A 16,509-nucleotide genomic window follows, 5' to 3' on the forward strand; every position below is an offset into this window, starting at 1 on the left:
AACGAAGCGCCGTCCGCGCCGGCCGGCAACGCGCGCACCTATGACTGCACGAAATGACCGTGCCGATACCCGTCGCCGGGACTATGATGGTCCGGTCAGCAGCCTCGGGGCGAACCGTGGATCGAGACGAAGACTTCATCGTGCGCACCATGTCGGCGGACGACGTCGCCATGTCGGTCGAATGGGCGGCGGCCGAAGGGTGGAACCCCGGCCGGCATGACCCGCCCTGTTTCAGGGAAGCGGATCCGGCCGGCTTCTTCGTCGGCGTGTGGCGCGGCGAGCCGGTCGCGTGCATCGCCACCGTCGCGTACGACGAACACTTCGGCTTCCTCGGTCTTTACATCGTCAAACCCGGGTATCGCGGCAAAGGCCTGGGCATGCGAATCTGGCGGCACGGCATGCGCTACCTTGGCGATCGCAACATTGGGCTCGACGGCGTCGTGGCCCAGCAGGCGAACTACAGGAAGTCCGGCTTCCGGCTCGCGTACCGCAACATTCGCTATCAGGGGCATGTCAGCGGCATCGGATGCGCGCAGGTGGCGGCAGCGGCCGACGTGCCGTTCGAGCAGTTGCTTGCGTACGATCGCCAGTGTTTCCCCGCCGCGCGCGAGCGCTTCGTCTCCGCGTGGATCGCCCAGCCCGACGCCGTCGCGCTCGCGGCGCTCGATGCCGGCCGCGTCGCCGGATACGGTGTCGTGCGCCGCTGCAACGCGGGCTGCAAGATCGGCCCGCTCTTCGCCGACGATGCAGACGTCGCGACCGGGCTGTTGCGTGCGCTGGCGGCACGCATGCCCGGCGAGGTCGTCGTGCTCGACGTACCGGAAGCGAACCCCGCGGCCGTCGCGCTGGCGGAACGGCACGGCATGACGAGCGTGTTCGAAACCGCGCGGATGTACACGCAACACGCACCCGCGATTGCGATCGATCGCGTGTTCGGCGTGACGTCGTTCGAGTTGGGATGACGGCGCGGACGGGCCGGCCTGATCGATCGTCCGCAAACGACATCGGCGAACACGCGCGACCGAGCCGCGACATCTCGGTCACGCGGCGGCAACCGTCACGGCGCGCTCCCCGCCTACTGCTCCAACCCCACCCCCAGCGGCCGCTGATCGCTGCGCCCGTGATCGTCGACGACCCGCACCGTATAGCTGCCGGCCGTGCGCGGCTGCCCGGCATCCACTTCCTGACGCCGTCCGCGTATTTCGTCAGCACGCTGCCGTCGACACTCGCTACGGCCGACGTAATCGCGATCGCCGCGGCCGCATTCCTGATGTCGTGCGTCGCGACGCTATACCCGAGCCGGTGCGCCGCACGCGTGCGGCCGGCCGAAACGCTGCGCGACGAATAAGCGCAATCGGCACAGGTAGCGCAAGCAGCACGCCGTTACGCAGTCTCGTGGAAACCGATGCTGTTGCTACCATCAGGCGTGTAATCGGCAAGCACGTCGAAATTGAGGCCGACGAGTTCCACACGCATGCCGTACGTCTTGTGGCCGGATTTGTCGACGACGATCGCCGCGCCCGACGACAATTGATGCACGGTATTCAGCAGCGAGAGCGTGCCGCTCGCGGTGCCGGCCGACGCTTCGACCTTCAGCAGCGTGCCATCCTGCGCGACGACGCGTTGGCCGGAGAACAGCGGTTGATTGCGTGCGACGGACGTGTTGAGCATGCTCATGAACTGATAGCGCGCATCGGCGCCGCGGCTGACCGCCGCGCGATCGTCGTCCGTGAACGTCTCGCCGCGCACGGCCGCGCCCTGCGCGGCGAGATCGACCGCCTGCTTGTGAAAATCGCGTGTCGCGCGCACGAGGCCCGCGTTCGCATTCAGCGTCGACTCGACCCACGCGCGATCGCTGTCCTTCATGGTCTTCGACACGACCTTGATCTGGCCGTTGTCGGTCATGAAGTCGAATTGCGCGTCCGCCAGATCCGGGCGCTTCGCGATGATTTCCTGCATGCTCGTCGCAAGCGAGTCGGCCACGCCACGCAGCTTCATCGTCAGATCGCCGACCATCGAGAACTGCTTCATCAACGCCGCCTGCATCGCCACGGGATCCAGCTCCCGGACCGTCAGCGGCGCGTCCTGCGGTGCCCCGGACGCCGCCGCGCCCGTTTCCCGGCGCCCGTCGAGCGCCGCCTGCGCCATCTGCGCGAGCGACAGGCTGCCTGCCGCCGTGACCGACATCGTCATTGCCCTCTCTCCTTTCAGATTATTTTTATTTGTTTACGGATCGATTCCGGGAAAGTTGAGCGTCCGTGTTGGCGTCTGAAGGAAACATTGTTTGATCGAGACTAAAAAAGTTTGACACGAACATTTCACTGAGATAACTTTTGCGCAAGCTTCCGGAAAGCAATCCGGCCAGCCATGCCGACTCGCGTCGCGCTTTCCTGCCGTTGCAGCACCGCCGTTCGCAACATCCCCGCCTCATCGCATCGTGCCGTTCCGTTTCATCCGAAACCTGAAGGTCGCCCAGGCATGCTCGTATTTGATTCGCACTCCTTTTCTCTGATCGCACCGCCGCCGCGGTAACGAGTGCCGCCCGACAGCAACGCGATTGCCGTGACACGCGGGCATCTCGCCCGCGCCTTTGATGGTGCAGTTCCGCTTCATCCGATGCAGCACCCGGCCGGGCCGCAGGGGGCATATCGCGGTCGGCCGGTTCCGGACAATCACAAGAAACGAGGTCGACATTGAACTTTCATCGAATCGGCGCGCGCCGCGCATGGCTACCCGCGCTCGTTGCAGCCGCAACGCTCGCCGCATGCGGCGGTGACGATGGCGGCAGCGTCGCGGGCGTATCCGCGCTCGCACAAGGCCAGCAGGACGAAGCGGCCGCTGCGGCAGCCAGTGCCCCATCGCTCGCGTCGCGTATTTCTCCTTCCGGCGTCCCGTATGCAAACCCGGCCAGCGGCGGACGTTATCGGCCCGTGATCGACAACGGTCAGGTACAGCCGTCGCTGTCGGGCGGCACGATCGAGGACAACGCGTGGGTCGACACGCCGGTCGACTCCGACGGCGACGGCAAACGCGATCGCATTCACGTGCGCATCGTGCGTCCGGCCGAAACCGCCAACGGCGCGCGCACGCCCGTGATCGTGCTCGCAAGCCCCTACTACGCGGGGCTCGCCGACAGTCCGGACCATGACGTCGACGTCGAACTCGACGGCACGCCGCATGCCGCGGCAGCCGCCGAGGGCGCTGCGTCCGCGCACATCATGGCCGCCGCGCCGCAGGTCCGCATTCAGCAGCAGCTCGAAGCGGCCGCCGCCGGCCGTTCATGGATCGAAACCTACTTCGTGCCGCGCGGCTTCACGATCGTCTACGCGGATTCGCTCGGCACCGCCGGTTCCGACGGCTGCCCGACTATCCTCACGCGCGACGAATCGGTCGCGATGGCGTCGGTGATCCGCTGGCTCGGCCGCGATGCGACGGCGAAGGATGCAAACGGCAAGAACATCGTCGCGAGCTGGTCGACGGGCCACGTCGGCATGTACGGCGTGTCGTACGACGGCACGCTGCCGAAGATGGTCGCGAGCCTGCGCACGCGCGGGCTCGATGCGATCGTGCCGGTCGCCGGGCTGTCGAACATGTACGGCTATTACCGCTCGGGCGGCCTCGTTCGCGCGCCGGAGGGCTATCAGGGCGAGGACGTCGACGTCTACATCAAGGCGCTGCTCACGAACGCGCATCCGGAGCGCTGCACGCACCTGATCGACGAGGCCTTGCAGAAGGAAGACCGCACGACGGGCGACTATTCGCCGTTCTGGGCCGCACGCGACATCCCGACCGCGCGCGCGGTCGCGCCGGCACTCGTTGCGCAGGGGCTGACCGACGACAACGTGCGCGTCGACCAGTCGACGTCATGGCATCTCGCGATGCGGCGCCAGGGCGTGCCGACGCAGCTGTGGCTGCATCGCCTGAAGCACACCGACCCGACCCGCGTGCCGGCGATGGCCGATGCGTGGACCGCCGAGGTGAACCGCTGGTTCACGCGCTATCTGGTCGGCTATGACAACGGCGTCGAACGCGATCCGCGCGCGGTGATCGAGCAGGCGGACGGCACGTTGCTGAAGGAAGCGGACTGGGCCGCGCGGCACGCGACGCCGGTTGCCTACTTCGCGGGCGGCGACGGCGCGGGCACCGGCACGCTGCTGCGGATGCCGAGCGGCGGCCCGCTCGCGCGCTTCACCGACGACGCACGGATCCCCGCGCTCACGCTGGCCAACACGGCGACCGGCGCGCATCGCAGCCGCTTCGAAACCGCCCCGCTCACGGCCGCAACGCGCCTCTCGGGCAGTGCGACCGCACGCGTGCGCCTGACCTTCAGCGGCGCCGCGAACGTGACCGCGCTGCTGGTCGATCGCGCGCCGGACGGCACGGCGACGATCGTCACGCGCGCCTGGACCGATCCGCGCAACCGCGTGTCCGACTGGCTGTCGCAGCCGGTGCTTCCGGGCATGCCGTACGACCTGAAGCTGACGTTCATGCCACGCGACTACACGCTCGAAGCCGGCCATCGGCTGGGCCTCGTCGTGCTGTCGAGCGACAACGAGGCGACGCTGCGGCCGACGCCGGGCACGGGGCTCGCACTCGATCCGGCCGGCACGTCGGTCACGGTGCCGCTGGTGTCGTCCTGATCGAAACCGCGCACGCGGTGCACGTTTCCGGATGATGCGCGTGCGGTCGAAAACGACCGCACGCGCACGTACACGACACCGCGCCGCGTGCCGCCGCGCGTCAGCCGGCGTGTGTCGCCGGCAGCGGTATCGCGTCATCCGCCGCAGCCGCCGGCCGCTCCGTCGCGTATTCGCGCAGATACGTCGTGCGCCTGTGCCACCCGCTGGCGACACCCCAGCGATAGAACGCGAGCGCAACGATCACCACCGCGACCGGATCCCATCCGTCGGCGATGAACCCGTACCCGCCGAACTCGCGCCCGCCGCATCGCGACAGCAACGCCATGACCAGCAGGTACGCCACCAGCCACCACGCGCCGGGCGCAGTGCCGCGCGGAAGTCGGCCCAACCGTTCTTCGACTGGTAATAAGCACGACGCCGATCAGCAGGATGATCTGCCCCGTCAACGGCCAGCACGCCCGGTACAGCACCAGCGACGCGCAGACGAACGCGAACGGCGCGACGACCGGCATGCACGCGACGCGCAGCGGTCGCGGCAGATCGGCCGCATGCGTGCGCAGCGCCATCACGCTCACCGGCCCGGTCAGGAACGAGATGACCGTCGCGACCGAAATCACGACGGCCAGCGTGCCCCAGCCGCGAAAGAAGAACATGAACACGAGCGCGATGCCGGAAAGAGGAATGCCGTCGCCGGACTCATGCGCCCGGCGACGAACGGGCGACGGGCGACGGTCAGCGGGCCGCGCTGGCGCGCCACGCGGACTGCCGCGCCAGCACCGCCTCGGCCGTTTCGCCGACGAGTTCGCGGTAGGTCGCCGGCGCGGTCGCGCCTTCGGTATTGACCAGCAGCACGCGGGACGTGCCGTCGATCCCGACCCGCCGGGCGAGATCGGGATGTTGCAGCAGCACCGCGAGACCGGCCAGCCCGGCCACGCCCGATTCGCCGGCGACGATCGGCTCGTCGCCTTCGCTGCCCGATGCGAGCACCCGCATCGCCTGTACCGCATCGTCATCCGAAATGGTCATGAAATCGTCGATGACGGGTTCGAGGATCTTCCACGCGAGCGGAGACGTTTCGCCGCATGCGAGCCCGGCCATCACGGAATCGACCGAGCCCGTCGCGCGCGCGGGCCGGCCGGCCAGCGCGCTCTGGTACAGGCAGTCGGCCTGTTGCGGCTCCACGACGACGAAGCGCGGACGATGCGCGCCGTGGAATTCCCACAGATAGCTGGCAAGGCCGGCCGCCATCCCGCCCACGCCGCCCTGCAGGAAGACGTGCGTGAACGCGCACCGGTCGGGCCGGCTATCGCGCTGCTCGACCACTTCGGCCGCGATCGTGCCATAGCCTTGCATCACGTCGCGCGGAATGTCCTCGTAACCGTCGTACGACGTATCCGACACGACATGCCAGCCGTTGGCGGCCGCGCGCCGCGCGGCCTCCTCGACCGACTCGTCGTAGTTGCCGGCGATCCGGACGATCTCCGCGCCATACGCCGCGATCGCCTGCTCGCGTTCGACGCTGACGTTGGCATGCAGCACGATCACGCAGCGGCAGCCGAGCGTCTGCGCGGCAGCGGCCAGCCCCTTCCCGTGGTTGCCGTCGGTCGCGCTGATCACGGTGAAATGCGCGAGCAGATCGCGATAGCGGCCCTGGAACAGCGCAGCCGGATCGAGATCGTGGCCGGGCCACATCCGCAGGATCAGCCGCACCAGCGCAATCGGGGCGCCGAGCGCCTTGAAACTTCCGAGCACGGAACGTTTCGACTCGTCCTTGACATAAAGATCGGCAATGCCAATTTTACTGGCTACGCCGGGAAGGTCGAGCAGCGGCGTAGCCTGCGGCTCGATCTTGTCCCAGCAGGACAGCCACTTGCGGCTTTCCTCGGCGGCATCGATGCTCAGGATGCGCTTCAGTTCGGCAGGATAGGACGTACGCGTCGCGCGCGGATTGGCAGTCAACATGACCAGGGTGCTCCAGGGCAGAGATAAGCGGGAAAACGGAATCGATCAAACGGACGCTCAGTCCGCGGCGAGGCGCCTGAGCACGACGTCCAGCAGGACCTTCGCGCCATCGACGAGCTGGTCGTCGTCGGTATGTTCGCGCGGGTTGTGGCTGATCCCGCCGCGGCTCGGCACGAAGATCATCGCGGCCGGCGCGATGCGCGCGATCATTTGCGCGTCGTGGCCGGCGCCCGACGTCATGCGGCGGTTCGAGAAGCCCATCCGCGTGGCCGACGCCTCGATTTCGGCAGCCAGGCCCGCATCGAATACGACCGGCTCGAAACGGACGAGGCGCTCGGTCGTGATCCGCACGCCCTCTTGCCCGGCCACCTTGTCGAGAAATTCGGCGAGGCGCTTCTCCGCGTCCTGCAGGCGCAGTTCGTCCGGATCGCGCAGGTCGACCGTGAACACGGCCTTGCGCGGAATCACGTTGATCACGTTCGGCTCGATGCGCAGCATGCCGATCGTCGCCAGCGTCGTGCCGCTCGTCACGGTCAGCTCGCGCAGGAAAGTCGCGATCGCGGCGGCGGCCCAGCCGGCGTCGTGCCGCAGATGCGTCGGCGTCGTGCCGGCATGGTTCGCATTGCCCTGCACGGTGACCTGTTGCCACGAAATGCCCTGCAGGTTCTCGACCACGCCGATGCGGATGCGCTCGGCCTCGAGAATCGGCCCCTGTTCGATGTGCAGTTCGAGATATTCATGCGGCACGATTGCGCCGGGTTCGAGTGCGCCGGCATAGCCGATCCGGGCAAGTTCGTCACCCAGGCGCGTGCCGTCGATGCCGACCGTATCCAGTGCCGCGTCGACCGACATGCCGCCGGCATGAACCAGCGAGCCCATCATGTCCGGCTGGTATCGGATGCCCTCTTCGTTGGTGAATGCCCCGACCGTGATCGAGCGGCGCGGCTTGATCCCTGCATCGCGAAAGGCCCGCGCGACGGCGAGGCCCGCGAGCACGCCGTAGCACCCGTCGAGCGCGCCGGCGTTTTTCACGGTGTCGATATGCGAGCCCATCATCAGCGGGCGTTCGCTGCCGTCGTCGGCTGCCGAGCGCAGCGTGCCGAAAATATTGCCGATGCGGTCGACCTGGATGTCGAGATCCAGCTCGCGCATCCATTCGACGACGAGATCGCGCCCGGCCCGCTCGTCATCCGTCAGCGCGATCCGCGTGCGGCCACCCGCGTCGGCGTCGACGCCGATGTCGCCAAGTCGTCGCAGTTGGTCGAGAAGAAGTGCGCCATCCAGCGCGAGCGCCGGCTGCTGTCCTGCGGGGGGTTTCATCGATCGTCTCCATGCGCGGCACGCGCCCGGCCGATTGCCGGGCTTGATGGAGTGAAATGTTATTTCAGGCCGATCGATATTTCGGCTCTCAATTGACCGCTTCGATGCAATTTTTTCTCATCTTCGCGGGCCGGCCGCGACACATGCGTATCAGATCGCGTTCGTCGCCGGCCCACCCCGCGACGACGCGCACGGCCCCTGCTTACACCGGCGTCAGCACCGGCTCCCCGGCGAAGTGCCGCGCGGCGTTGTCGAGAAACTGCCGCACCGAGCGATCGAGCGCCTCCGGCGACCAGCCGCCCATGTGCGGGGTCAGCACGATGTTGTCGAGCTCGATCAACGCGCGCGGCGGCTCCGGTTCGCCTTCGTACACGTCGAGCCCGGCGCCCGCGATGCGCCGCTCGCGCAGCGCATCCGCCAAAGCAGCGGTATCGACAACGCTGCCGCGCGACACGTTGACGAGAAACCCGCCGGGCCCGAGCGCATCGAGCACCGCGCGGTCGATCAGGTGGCGCGTGCCCGCGCCGCCGGGCGTCGCCACGATCAGGAAATCGGCCCACTGCGCGAGCGCGTCGAGCCGGTCGAAGAAGCGGTAAGGCACGGGCTTTGCGGAGCGGTTGTGATAGCCGATCTCGATGTCGAAGCCGGCCGCGCGACGCGCGCATTTCTCGCCGATCTTGCCGAGGCCGACGATCCCGAGCTTCTTGCCCGACACGTTCGGCGGCATCTGCAGCGCATCGCGCCACACGCCGTCGCGCGTCGCCGCATCGAGCCGCACCACCCCGCGCACGGCGGCGAGCAGCAGCGCGAAGGCGTGATCGGCGACGCAATCGTCGTTGGTGCCCGCGCCCGTGACCACGGTGATGCCGCGCGCCTTCGCGTGCGCGACGTCGATGTGCTCGTAGCCCGCGCCGAGCGCGCTGACGAACGTGAGTTGCAGCAGGCGATCGATGTCGGCGGCGGCCAGGCCCGTGCTGCCGTTGGTCAGCACCGCGCGAACGGTGCCGCCGTGTGCGGCGATCGCGCGCTCGCGTTCGTCGGCGGTCGGCGCGTAGTGCACGTCGTATGACGCGGCGATCAGGCGATGCGCGTCGCCGCGCAATGCGATGAGGACCAGCAACTCGGGTTTCATGTCAGGAAATGTCCGCAGGCGGGAATGCGTGCCAGTGTAACAACGGCGCGTGACGCACGCGGGTTACCCCCACACGCACTGTGGACGCGCGGCCTCACGCGGTTTGCCAAAGCCGACTCAGTCAAGTAACTTTCGGCGTACGTCCCCGTTCTGGAGATTGGCCCCGATGAAGCTCGCCCTGCCCGCCCGGATCCTGGGCCTCGCGTTCGCCGCCGCTGTCGTGGCACCCGGCGCGCACGCCGACACGCCCGTCGTGGTGTCGTCGAAGATCGACACCGAAGGCAACCTGCTCGGCAACGTCATCGCACAGGTGCTGAAGGCCCACGGCATCCCCGTCACCGAAAAGATCGCGCTCGGCACGACGCCGATCATGCGCAAGGCGCTCACGAGCGGCGAGATCGACATCTACCCCGAATACACCGGCAACGCCGCGTTCTTCTTCAACAAGGCCGACGATCCCGTGTGGAAGAACGCGGCCCAGGGCTACGACACCGCGAAGAAGCTCGACTACGCGGCGAACCATCTCGTGTGGCTCGCACCGGCGCCCGCGAACAACACATGGGGCGTCGCCGTGCTCGCGCCGGTTGCGCAGTCGCAGCATCTGAAGACCTTCTCCGACTTCGGCAAGTGGGTGGCGGGCGGCGGCAAGGTGAAGCTCGCGGCATCGGCCGAATTCGTGAACAGCGCGTCCGCGCTGCCGTCGTTCGAGAAGGCCTACGGCTTCAAGCTGAAGCCCGACCAGCTCGTCGTGCTGTCGGGCGGCGACACGGCCGCGACGATCAAGGCCGCCGCGAACCAGACCGACGGCGTGAACGCGGCGATGGTGTACGGCACCGACGGCGGCATCGCATCGAGCGGCCTCGTCGTGCTCGACGACGACAAGCACGTGCAGCCCGTCTATGCGCCGACGCCGGTGATTCGCGAAGCCGTGCTGAAGGCGCATCCGCAAATCGCCGACTATCTGAAGCCGGTGTTCGCCAGCCTCGACCTGAAGACGCTGCAGACGTTGAACGCGCGCATCCAGATCAACGGCGAGCCCGCGGCCGGCGTGGCCAAGAGCTACCTGAAGTCGAAGGGCTTCATTCGATGACGGATCGCGCGGCGGTGTCCGCGCGGCGCGTGACGCTCGACAAGGTCGGCATCCTGATCGGCGTGCTGACGATCGTCGCGGTGTTCGGCCTGCCGTTCATGGTGCTGCGCCCGAACCGCATCGCGGCCGGCACCGGGCTGTCGGTGTTCGCCGCGCTGCCCGCGGTGCACGGCGCCGCGCTCGCCGCGCTGTGGATCGCCGGCGCGCTGTGGGCGATGACGGCGAGCCGCCCCGCGTGGCGGCTCGCGGCCGGCTGCGCATGGCTCGCGACGCTTGCGTATGCCGTCGGCGCGGCGGCGGCGCACGTCGTCGCGCCCGACGACATGCTCGCGCGCGTGTCGCCCGCCGCTGGCGTGTGGCTGCTGCTGTTCGCATGGGCCGTGCTCGTCGCGGATGCGCTCGCGCGGCTCGCGTTCGGCCCGTGGCGCCGGCTTGCCGCGCTCGTCGTCGCGATCGCGGCGATTTCGGTGCCGCTGGCGAGCGGCGGGTGGGACGGCCTTTCCGTGATGCGCGAATACGCGGTGCGCAGCGACGACTTCTGGCGCGAAGCGATCCGCCACGTGTCGCTCGCGGGCGGCTCGGTCGCGGCCGCGCTCGTCGCGGGCCTGCCGCTCGGCATCGCCTGCGCGCGCGTCGCGCCGGTGCGCACCGTCGTGATGCCGGTGCTCAATATCGTGCAGACGATCCCGAGCATCGCGATGTACGGGCTGATGATGGCGCCGCTCGGCCTGCTCGCCGCGCGCGTGCCGCTCGCGGCCGCGCTCGGCATCCGCGGCATCGGCGTCGCGCCGGCCGCGCTCGCGCTGTTCCTCTATTCGCTGCTGCCGATCGCGTCGAGCGTCGTGGTCGGGCTCGCGCAGGTGCCGGAGCACGTGAGCGAAGCGGCGCGCGCGATGGGCATGACGCGCGCGCAGCGGCTGCTGCGCGTCGACCTCGTGCTCGCGCTGCCGGTGATCCTGAGCGGCGTGCGCATCGTGCTCGTGCAGAACATCGGGCTGACCGCGGTCGCCGCGCTGATCGGCGGCGGCGGGTTCGGCACTTTCATCTTCCAGGGGATCGGGCAATCGGCCGCCGATCTCGTGCTGCTCGGCGCGATCCCGACGATCGCGCTCGCGCTGGCGGCCGCCGTCGTGTTCGAAGCCGCGACCACGCTCGCGAAGGGACGCACCGCATGATCGAGATCGAACGCATCGGCAAACGCTTCGGCGACGTCGCCGCCGTCGACGACGTGTCGCTGACGATGCAGCAAGGCACGATCACCGCGCTCGTCGGCGCGTCGGGCAGCGGCAAGTCGACGTTGCTGCGGATGATCAACCGGCTGATCGCGCCGACGAGCGGCACGATCCGCATCGACGGCGTGGACACCGCCAGCGTGCCGCCCGAGCAACTGCGGCGGCGCATCGGCTACGTGATCCAGGGGCACGGCCTGTTTCCGCACTGGAGCGTCGCGCGCAACATCGCGACCGTGCCGCGCCTGCTCGGCTGGCCGGCCGCGCGCATCGACGCGCGCGTGCGCGAACTGCTCGAACTGTTTCACCTCGCGCCGTCCGAATTCGCGGACAAGCTGCCGCACGAACTGTCGGGCGGCCAGCAGCAGCGCGTCGGCGTCGCGCGTGCGCTCGCGGCGGAGCCCGCGATGCTGCTGATGGACGAGCCGTTCGGCGCGCTCGATCCGATCATCCGCAACAAGGCGCAGGACGATCTGTACGCGCTGCAGCGCCGCCTCGGCATCACGGTCGTGATCGTCACGCACGATATCGAGGAAGCGCTGAAGCTCGGCGACACGATCGCGGTGATGGACCGCGGCCGGCTGCTGCAGGTCGCGTCGCCCGCCGAGATTCTCGGCAAGCCGGCGGCGGGCGTCGTCGAACAGCTCGTCGCCGGCGTCGACCGGCCGCTGCGCCTGCTCGCGCTGACGCCGATCGACGCGGTGGCCGAACCCGGCCTCGCGGACGGCGAGCCGATCGCCGCGACCCGCACGCTGCGCGATGCGGTGTCCGAGCTGCTGTGGCGCGGGACGGATGCACTGCCCGTCGACGACGGCCACGGGCGCGGCACGCGCCGCATCACGCTCGACGCGATCCGCGCGCATGCGAGGAAGCCCGCATGACGGCGCACGCTGCACGACCGTCGCTGCCCCGGCGGCTGCCCGCCTATGTGGCGCGCGCGGCCGCGGTTGCGCTGCTGCTCGTGCTGCTGTTGCGCCCCGCATGGCTGCAGGGCGTATTCGCGCCGTTCGCGGACAACGGCGCGCCGGTCATCTACGACCGCGCGAGCCTGCTCGACCTCACGCTCGCGCATCTCGGCACCGTCGCACTGTCGAGCCTGATCGGCACGCTGCTCGCGGTCGCGGCCGGCATTGCCGTCACGCGGCCGTCCGGTGCGGATTTTCTGCCGGTCGCGCGCAGCGTCGTCGACATCGGCCAGACCTTTCCGCCGGTCGCCGTGCTCGCACTCGCGGTGCCGGCCGTCGGCTTCGGACTGAAGCCCGTGCTGATCGCGCTCGTTCTGTACGGGCTCCTGCCGATTTTCGAGAGCACGATCGCGGGGCTCGAGGACGTGCCGCGCGACGTCGTCGAAGCCGCACGCGGGATGGGGATGAGCGGCTGGCAGCAACTGGTGTCGGTCGAGCTGCCGCTCGCGTTCCCGGTGATCGTGAACGGCATCCGGCTCGCGGTCGTGATCAATCTCGGCACCGCGACGATCGGCTCGACGGTCGCCGCACGCGGGCTCGGCGACGTGATCATCGCGGGGCTGCAGACGTCGAACACCGCGTTCGTGCTGCAGGGCGGCGTGATCGTCGGGCTGCTCGCGGTGCTGGTCAGCGATGCGATCGGCGCGCTTGCGCGAATGGCGAGCGCGCGGCACACGTAAAAAAGATCGACCGGCGGCGTGCGCGCCGTGCAGCCGCGGACGCTCGGGCGCGGAAATGAGGATCGGGGCGGAAATTCGATCATGCGGGTTCGTCCGGACTCCGATGCGTGTTTGTGCAACGACTGCGCGCAACGCCCCGCCCGGCATGGCGCGGTGCGTCACAAGCCTACATCGCGCTTTCATTCGAAGCCGCGCTCGAACGCGCGCCGTGATTGGCCGATATACTATGCGCCTCCCATTTCCCTGCCCTTCACCATGCGACGACGGTTTTTCTGGCTGATCGTGCTTTCGCTCGGCATTGCGCAGCAGGCCTCCGCGCAGCAGGCGGCCGTGTTGCCTGCGCCCGCCCCGGGAGCGATCGCATCGGCGCCGATCGATGCATCCGCACCGGTCGCGAACGATCAGCCGAACGAAGCAAACCGTCGCATCACGTCCTACCTGACGAAGAAATTCGGCGTCGCAAAAGAGCGGGCTGCGAAGCTCGCCGATATCGTGAGCGTCACTGCGACGAAATACTCGCTGCCTCCGGCACTCGTTTACGCCATCATCTCGATCGAATCGCGCTTCCAGGAGAAGGCGCGCGGCCAGCATGGCGCGACCGGGCTGATGCAGGTCGTGCCGGCCGCGCACCGCGGCCTGCTGCGCAACGTGAAGGATCTGACCGAGCCGAACGCCAACGTCGAGGCCGGTTCCGCGATCCTGTCAGGCTACGTGCGGGCGGCCGGCGGCAACGTGCAGGCCGGGTTGAAGAGCTACGGCGGATCGAATGCGTATGCGGCGAAGGTGCTGCAGCGCGTCGACACGTTCCGGTTCGTGCTCGACGCCGAAGACGGCACGCAACATGCAGGCGACGGCAGAGCGCATCTGGTGCCGGTCAGCGATCCGTCGACCGCGACGCCCGCCACGGCCCGCAACGTGAAGTAAGCGCCGCTTTCCTGTTCACTCGCCCGTGCGCCACCCTGTCCGCCTGCTCGTCATCGCCGCGCTGACGGCTCATGCCGTCGCGGCATTCGCCGCCGTCGACTGCGAACAACAGGGGCCGACGATGGACGCCGTGCGCCGCTGCGTGCTCGACGCGCGCGAACAGCAAGTCGACCGGGCGTACCGGTCGCTCCAGCGCAAGCTCCAGCGACGCAACCCCGATGCGGCCAGCCGACTCGCGAAATCGCAGACGAGCTGGACCCGCTTCGCCGGCGACACCTGCGATTACGTGAAAGCCGCGAATCCGCAGCGGATGATGCCGGACGATGCGTGGATGAACTGCCGGGTCGATTTCAGCGACGCGCGCGTGCGCATCCTGAAGAAGTGGGAAGCGCAACTGGACGCGTCGCCCTGAGCAGCGGGACGAAGAGCCTCCCCTTCATTCGCGCGTGAAATGCGCGCGCAGAAACCCGATGAAGTCCGCATCTTCGCAGACCTCAGCCGCGTTTCCGTCATCGCATGGACGCGCAGCGACGAATACGGCGGGTCGATCGATAATCGCGCACGGGTCGCGATCGGTGCGGACGTAGCGTCCGGTGCGGCCGATCTCGAAGCGTGCGGCCAGATGGCGCTCGCCGATCCGGATTCCGTGACGCGCGTGAAGACGGGCGCGCCGCTGAACGATGCGCCGCGCGACACGTTCTTCGGCGACGATGCGCGCACGTATATCGACTCCCCGGCGTTGAGCGGCGCGGCCGCGGGCTGACGGCATGCCTCAGGGCCCTCGCCGTGACCTGCCGGATCGGTGCCGCGGCGAGGGTCGGCGAAGCGCGAGATCAGAGCAGCGCGACGTCGACCTTGGGTACCATGGGCGCAATGCGAAGGATTCGCTCGGCCTGAGCACGGACGTATTCCGAAATACGATGCACCCACGCACGCTCGTCGCCTGCATAAACATCCGACTCCGCCAGCCCGGGTGCCAGTTTCGCAGCCAGCGCCGCCATCCGCGTCATTTCACGCGCAACGAGCGCCGGCCGGATCTGCGCACGATGCGCGAAGTCCGCGAGCGCGAAAGCGGTGAGTTCCTCGATGCGAAACACATCCCCATAGGCCATCGCCATGTCCTGCACGTAAGCGGCGCCGTATACGTTCACGCACACCAGATCGTAAAGCGGCGCCGGATCGAGCCCGCCGCTGCTGACGAAAAACGAAATGTTCTTGCCGTGTGCATCGCTGTTGCCGATCAGCAGTTGCAACAGCGCCCAGCGCAACATCATTGAACGTGCGGCGGCGGGCGTCTCGAGCGACGGTGTCAGCGAAAACAGTTTCTCGAAGCTCACGCCTTCGCGGATATTGCGGACATCCTCGTTGTTGCCAAGATTGCGTTCGTATTTGAGCGTCGCCGGCAAGTCGAGGGCCTGGCATCCATCAATGACATGCAATCGCCGCACCGCGCTCACGCGCTGCGGATCGCCCGGTTCGGTCGTCACGAGCCGGTCGAATCGTTCGATCAGCAGAATCGGTTCGGGAATGCGCCGGATCTCGACATGCGCGACCGGCATTCCCATGTGGCGCGCCAGCGTCATGCAGAAATGCTCGTTGGCCACCATGAACGGCGCATTCGGGCTGCGCGATTCCGGCTTCAGAATATGCGAGCTGCTGAGCGCCCCGTCGACAAGCGCATACCGCTCCCCTTCGACGAGCACCTGCAGCTTGTCCTGATGGCCGGCGATCGACAGGCGTACCCGATCGTCCCAGACGGAAAACGGAATCGCATCGCGCTTGCGGATACGGTCGGTCAACTCTTCCGCCGAGATCGGTCGCCGTACGGGTTCGAGGGTGTCAGGCGCTCGCACGGACGAGCCGTCGGCCGGGACGAAGCTCAACGCGCCGACGGGCTCCTTGCCGAGCATCCGGATCAGGCCGAAGACGTTGTCCTTCGATATCTGATACATCGATGCGGCCACGTCGAGTGCGCGGCCCTCGGGAAGCAGGTTGCCCACGAAGCGCTGGATTGCCCCCTCCGGCGGCGTACCGACGTCAAGCGGAATGCTCGGCGACAACGCAAACGCATCGCCGCGCGCCAGCCACGCCGGATCGTACGAGAAACCGTAGTCGTTGCGGCGGGCATCGTAAGTCAACTGCCCGACCGGCGAGCCGTCGGCCGAAATGCACAGGCGATGAATCATCACGCGCCCCCGGACGAGCCGGCGCGTATCGTCGCCTGATCGTGCAATACGCTGCGCGCCGTCTGTACATCGCGTTTCGGCACGACAAGCAGATTGAGGCCGAAGCCGTCCAGTACCTTGAACAGCTTGTCGAGACTCACCGCGCGGCCGTTTTCGAGCCGCGACAGCACATCCTTCGACACGCCGAGCATATCGGCAGCATCGTCGATCCGCATCCGGGCCTGCGCGCGCCGGTTGCGCACGAGCGCGCCGAGTGCGGCCAGGTCGGAGGCGAGCGGATCGGGGGTGGCGATGGGTTGCGGTAAGGTACGGGCCATAATTCCGGAGTTTCAGGAACAAAGCGCCGACGCCAGCGGGCGACCGGCATAGTTGCGAGAATAT

15 protein-coding genes and 2 pseudogenes are annotated in these 16,509 nt (G+C 68.1%); 10 read left to right on the top strand and 7 right to left on the bottom strand.

From position 1 onward, the window contains the following. Positions 1-116: 116 nt before the first annotated feature. Positions 117-962, top strand: a complete 846-nt coding sequence (locus BME24068_RS29095; RefSeq protein ID WP_244110701.1) for a GNAT family N-acetyltransferase — start codon at positions 117-119, stop codon at positions 960-962. 158 nt (positions 963-1,120) lie between these two features. Next, positions 1,121-1,348: a hypothetical protein gene (locus BME24068_RS29100; RefSeq protein ID WP_239007810.1), complete on the top strand. Its 228-nt coding sequence runs from the start codon at positions 1,121-1,123 to the stop codon at positions 1,346-1,348. Positions 1,349-1,383: 35 nt separating this feature from the next. On the opposite strand, the gene BME24068_RS29105 is transcribed toward BME24068_RS29100, so the two are convergent. Beyond that, a complete protein-coding gene (locus BME24068_RS29105) occupies positions 1,384-2,193 on the bottom strand; it encodes a hypothetical protein (RefSeq protein ID WP_174928127.1) in 810 nt (269 codons plus the stop codon). Between the two features lie 500 nt (positions 2,194-2,693). Between BME24068_RS29105 and BME24068_RS29110 the strand changes: the two genes are divergently transcribed. Further along, complete coding sequence (locus tag BME24068_RS29110; protein WP_174928128.1) at positions 2,694-4,640, top strand: Xaa-Pro dipeptidyl-peptidase; 1,947 nt, start codon at positions 2,694-2,696, stop codon at positions 4,638-4,640. 100 nt (positions 4,641-4,740) lie between these two features. Here the strand turns inward: BME24068_RS29110 and BME24068_RS29115 are convergent. The 4 genes and pseudogenes from BME24068_RS29115 to BME24068_RS29130 form a co-directional block, all read right to left on the bottom strand. Then, a pseudogene (locus BME24068_RS29115) lies at positions 4,741-5,308 on the bottom strand (APC family permease); the annotation flags it as partial. A 64-nt stretch (positions 5,309-5,372) separates the two neighbouring features. Next, positions 5,373-6,602 carry a diaminopropionate ammonia-lyase gene (locus tag BME24068_RS29120; protein ID WP_174928129.1) on the bottom strand — a complete coding sequence of 410 codons (1,230 nt, stop codon included), beginning with the start codon at positions 6,600-6,602 and terminating at the stop codon, positions 5,373-5,375. Positions 6,603-6,659: 57 nt separating this feature from the next. Beyond that, complete coding sequence (locus tag BME24068_RS29125; RefSeq protein ID WP_174928130.1) at positions 6,660-7,922, bottom strand: Zn-dependent hydrolase; 1,263 nt, start codon at positions 7,920-7,922, stop codon at positions 6,660-6,662. Positions 7,923-8,124: 202 nt separating this feature from the next. After that, positions 8,125-9,054, bottom strand: a complete 930-nt coding sequence (locus BME24068_RS29130) for a 2-hydroxyacid dehydrogenase (protein WP_174928131.1) — start codon at positions 9,052-9,054, stop codon at positions 8,125-8,127. Between the two features lie 166 nt (positions 9,055-9,220). Between BME24068_RS29130 and osmF the strand changes: the two genes are divergently transcribed. From osmF to BME24068_RS29165, 7 genes and pseudogenes are all read left to right on the top strand, one after another. Continuing rightward, the gene (osmF, locus tag BME24068_RS29135; RefSeq protein ID WP_174928132.1) at positions 9,221-10,144 is read left to right on the top strand and encodes a glycine betaine ABC transporter substrate-binding protein OsmF; all 924 of its coding nucleotides are present in this window, start codon (positions 9,221-9,223) and stop codon (positions 10,142-10,144) included. Next, a complete protein-coding gene (locus BME24068_RS29140; RefSeq protein WP_174928133.1) occupies positions 10,141-11,319 on the top strand; it encodes an ABC transporter permease in 1,179 nt (392 codons plus the stop codon). The genes osmF and BME24068_RS29140 overlap by 4 nt, the downstream gene beginning before the upstream one ends. Then, a complete protein-coding gene (locus tag BME24068_RS29145) occupies positions 11,316-12,254 on the top strand; it encodes an ABC transporter ATP-binding protein (protein ID WP_174928134.1) in 939 nt (312 codons plus the stop codon). The genes BME24068_RS29140 and BME24068_RS29145 overlap by 4 nt, the downstream gene beginning before the upstream one ends. Next, the gene (locus BME24068_RS29150; RefSeq protein ID WP_174928135.1) at positions 12,251-13,018 is read left to right on the top strand and encodes an ABC transporter permease; all 768 of its coding nucleotides are present in this window, start codon (positions 12,251-12,253) and stop codon (positions 13,016-13,018) included. The genes BME24068_RS29145 and BME24068_RS29150 overlap by 4 nt, the downstream gene beginning before the upstream one ends. A 255-nt stretch (positions 13,019-13,273) precedes the next feature. Beyond that, complete coding sequence (locus BME24068_RS29155) at positions 13,274-13,942, top strand: lytic transglycosylase domain-containing protein (RefSeq protein ID WP_096501935.1); 669 nt, start codon at positions 13,274-13,276, stop codon at positions 13,940-13,942. 25 nt (positions 13,943-13,967) lie between these two features. Then, on the top strand, positions 13,968-14,354 hold the full coding sequence (locus BME24068_RS29160; RefSeq protein ID WP_174928136.1) for a lysozyme inhibitor LprI family protein: 387 nt from the start codon (positions 13,968-13,970) through the stop codon (positions 14,352-14,354). A 144-nt stretch (positions 14,355-14,498) separates the two neighbouring features. Further along, a pseudogene (locus BME24068_RS29165) lies at positions 14,499-14,705 on the top strand (alkene reductase); the annotation flags it as partial. Between the two features lie 70 nt (positions 14,706-14,775). Here the strand turns inward: BME24068_RS29165 and BME24068_RS29170 are convergent. After that, positions 14,776-16,128, bottom strand: coding sequence for a HipA domain-containing protein (locus tag BME24068_RS29170; protein WP_174928137.1), 1,353 nt, complete (start codon positions 16,126-16,128; stop codon positions 14,776-14,778). After that, a complete protein-coding gene (locus tag BME24068_RS29175) occupies positions 16,128-16,445 on the bottom strand; it encodes a helix-turn-helix domain-containing protein (protein ID WP_096501941.1) in 318 nt (105 codons plus the stop codon). Before BME24068_RS29175 ends, BME24068_RS29170 begins: the two co-directional genes overlap by 1 nt. Between the last annotated feature and the right edge of the window lie 64 nt (positions 16,446-16,509).

The organism is Burkholderia anthina (genome assembly GCF_902498995.1).
In the GTDB taxonomy this organism is placed as follows: domain Bacteria; phylum Pseudomonadota; class Gammaproteobacteria; order Burkholderiales; family Burkholderiaceae; genus Burkholderia; species Burkholderia anthina.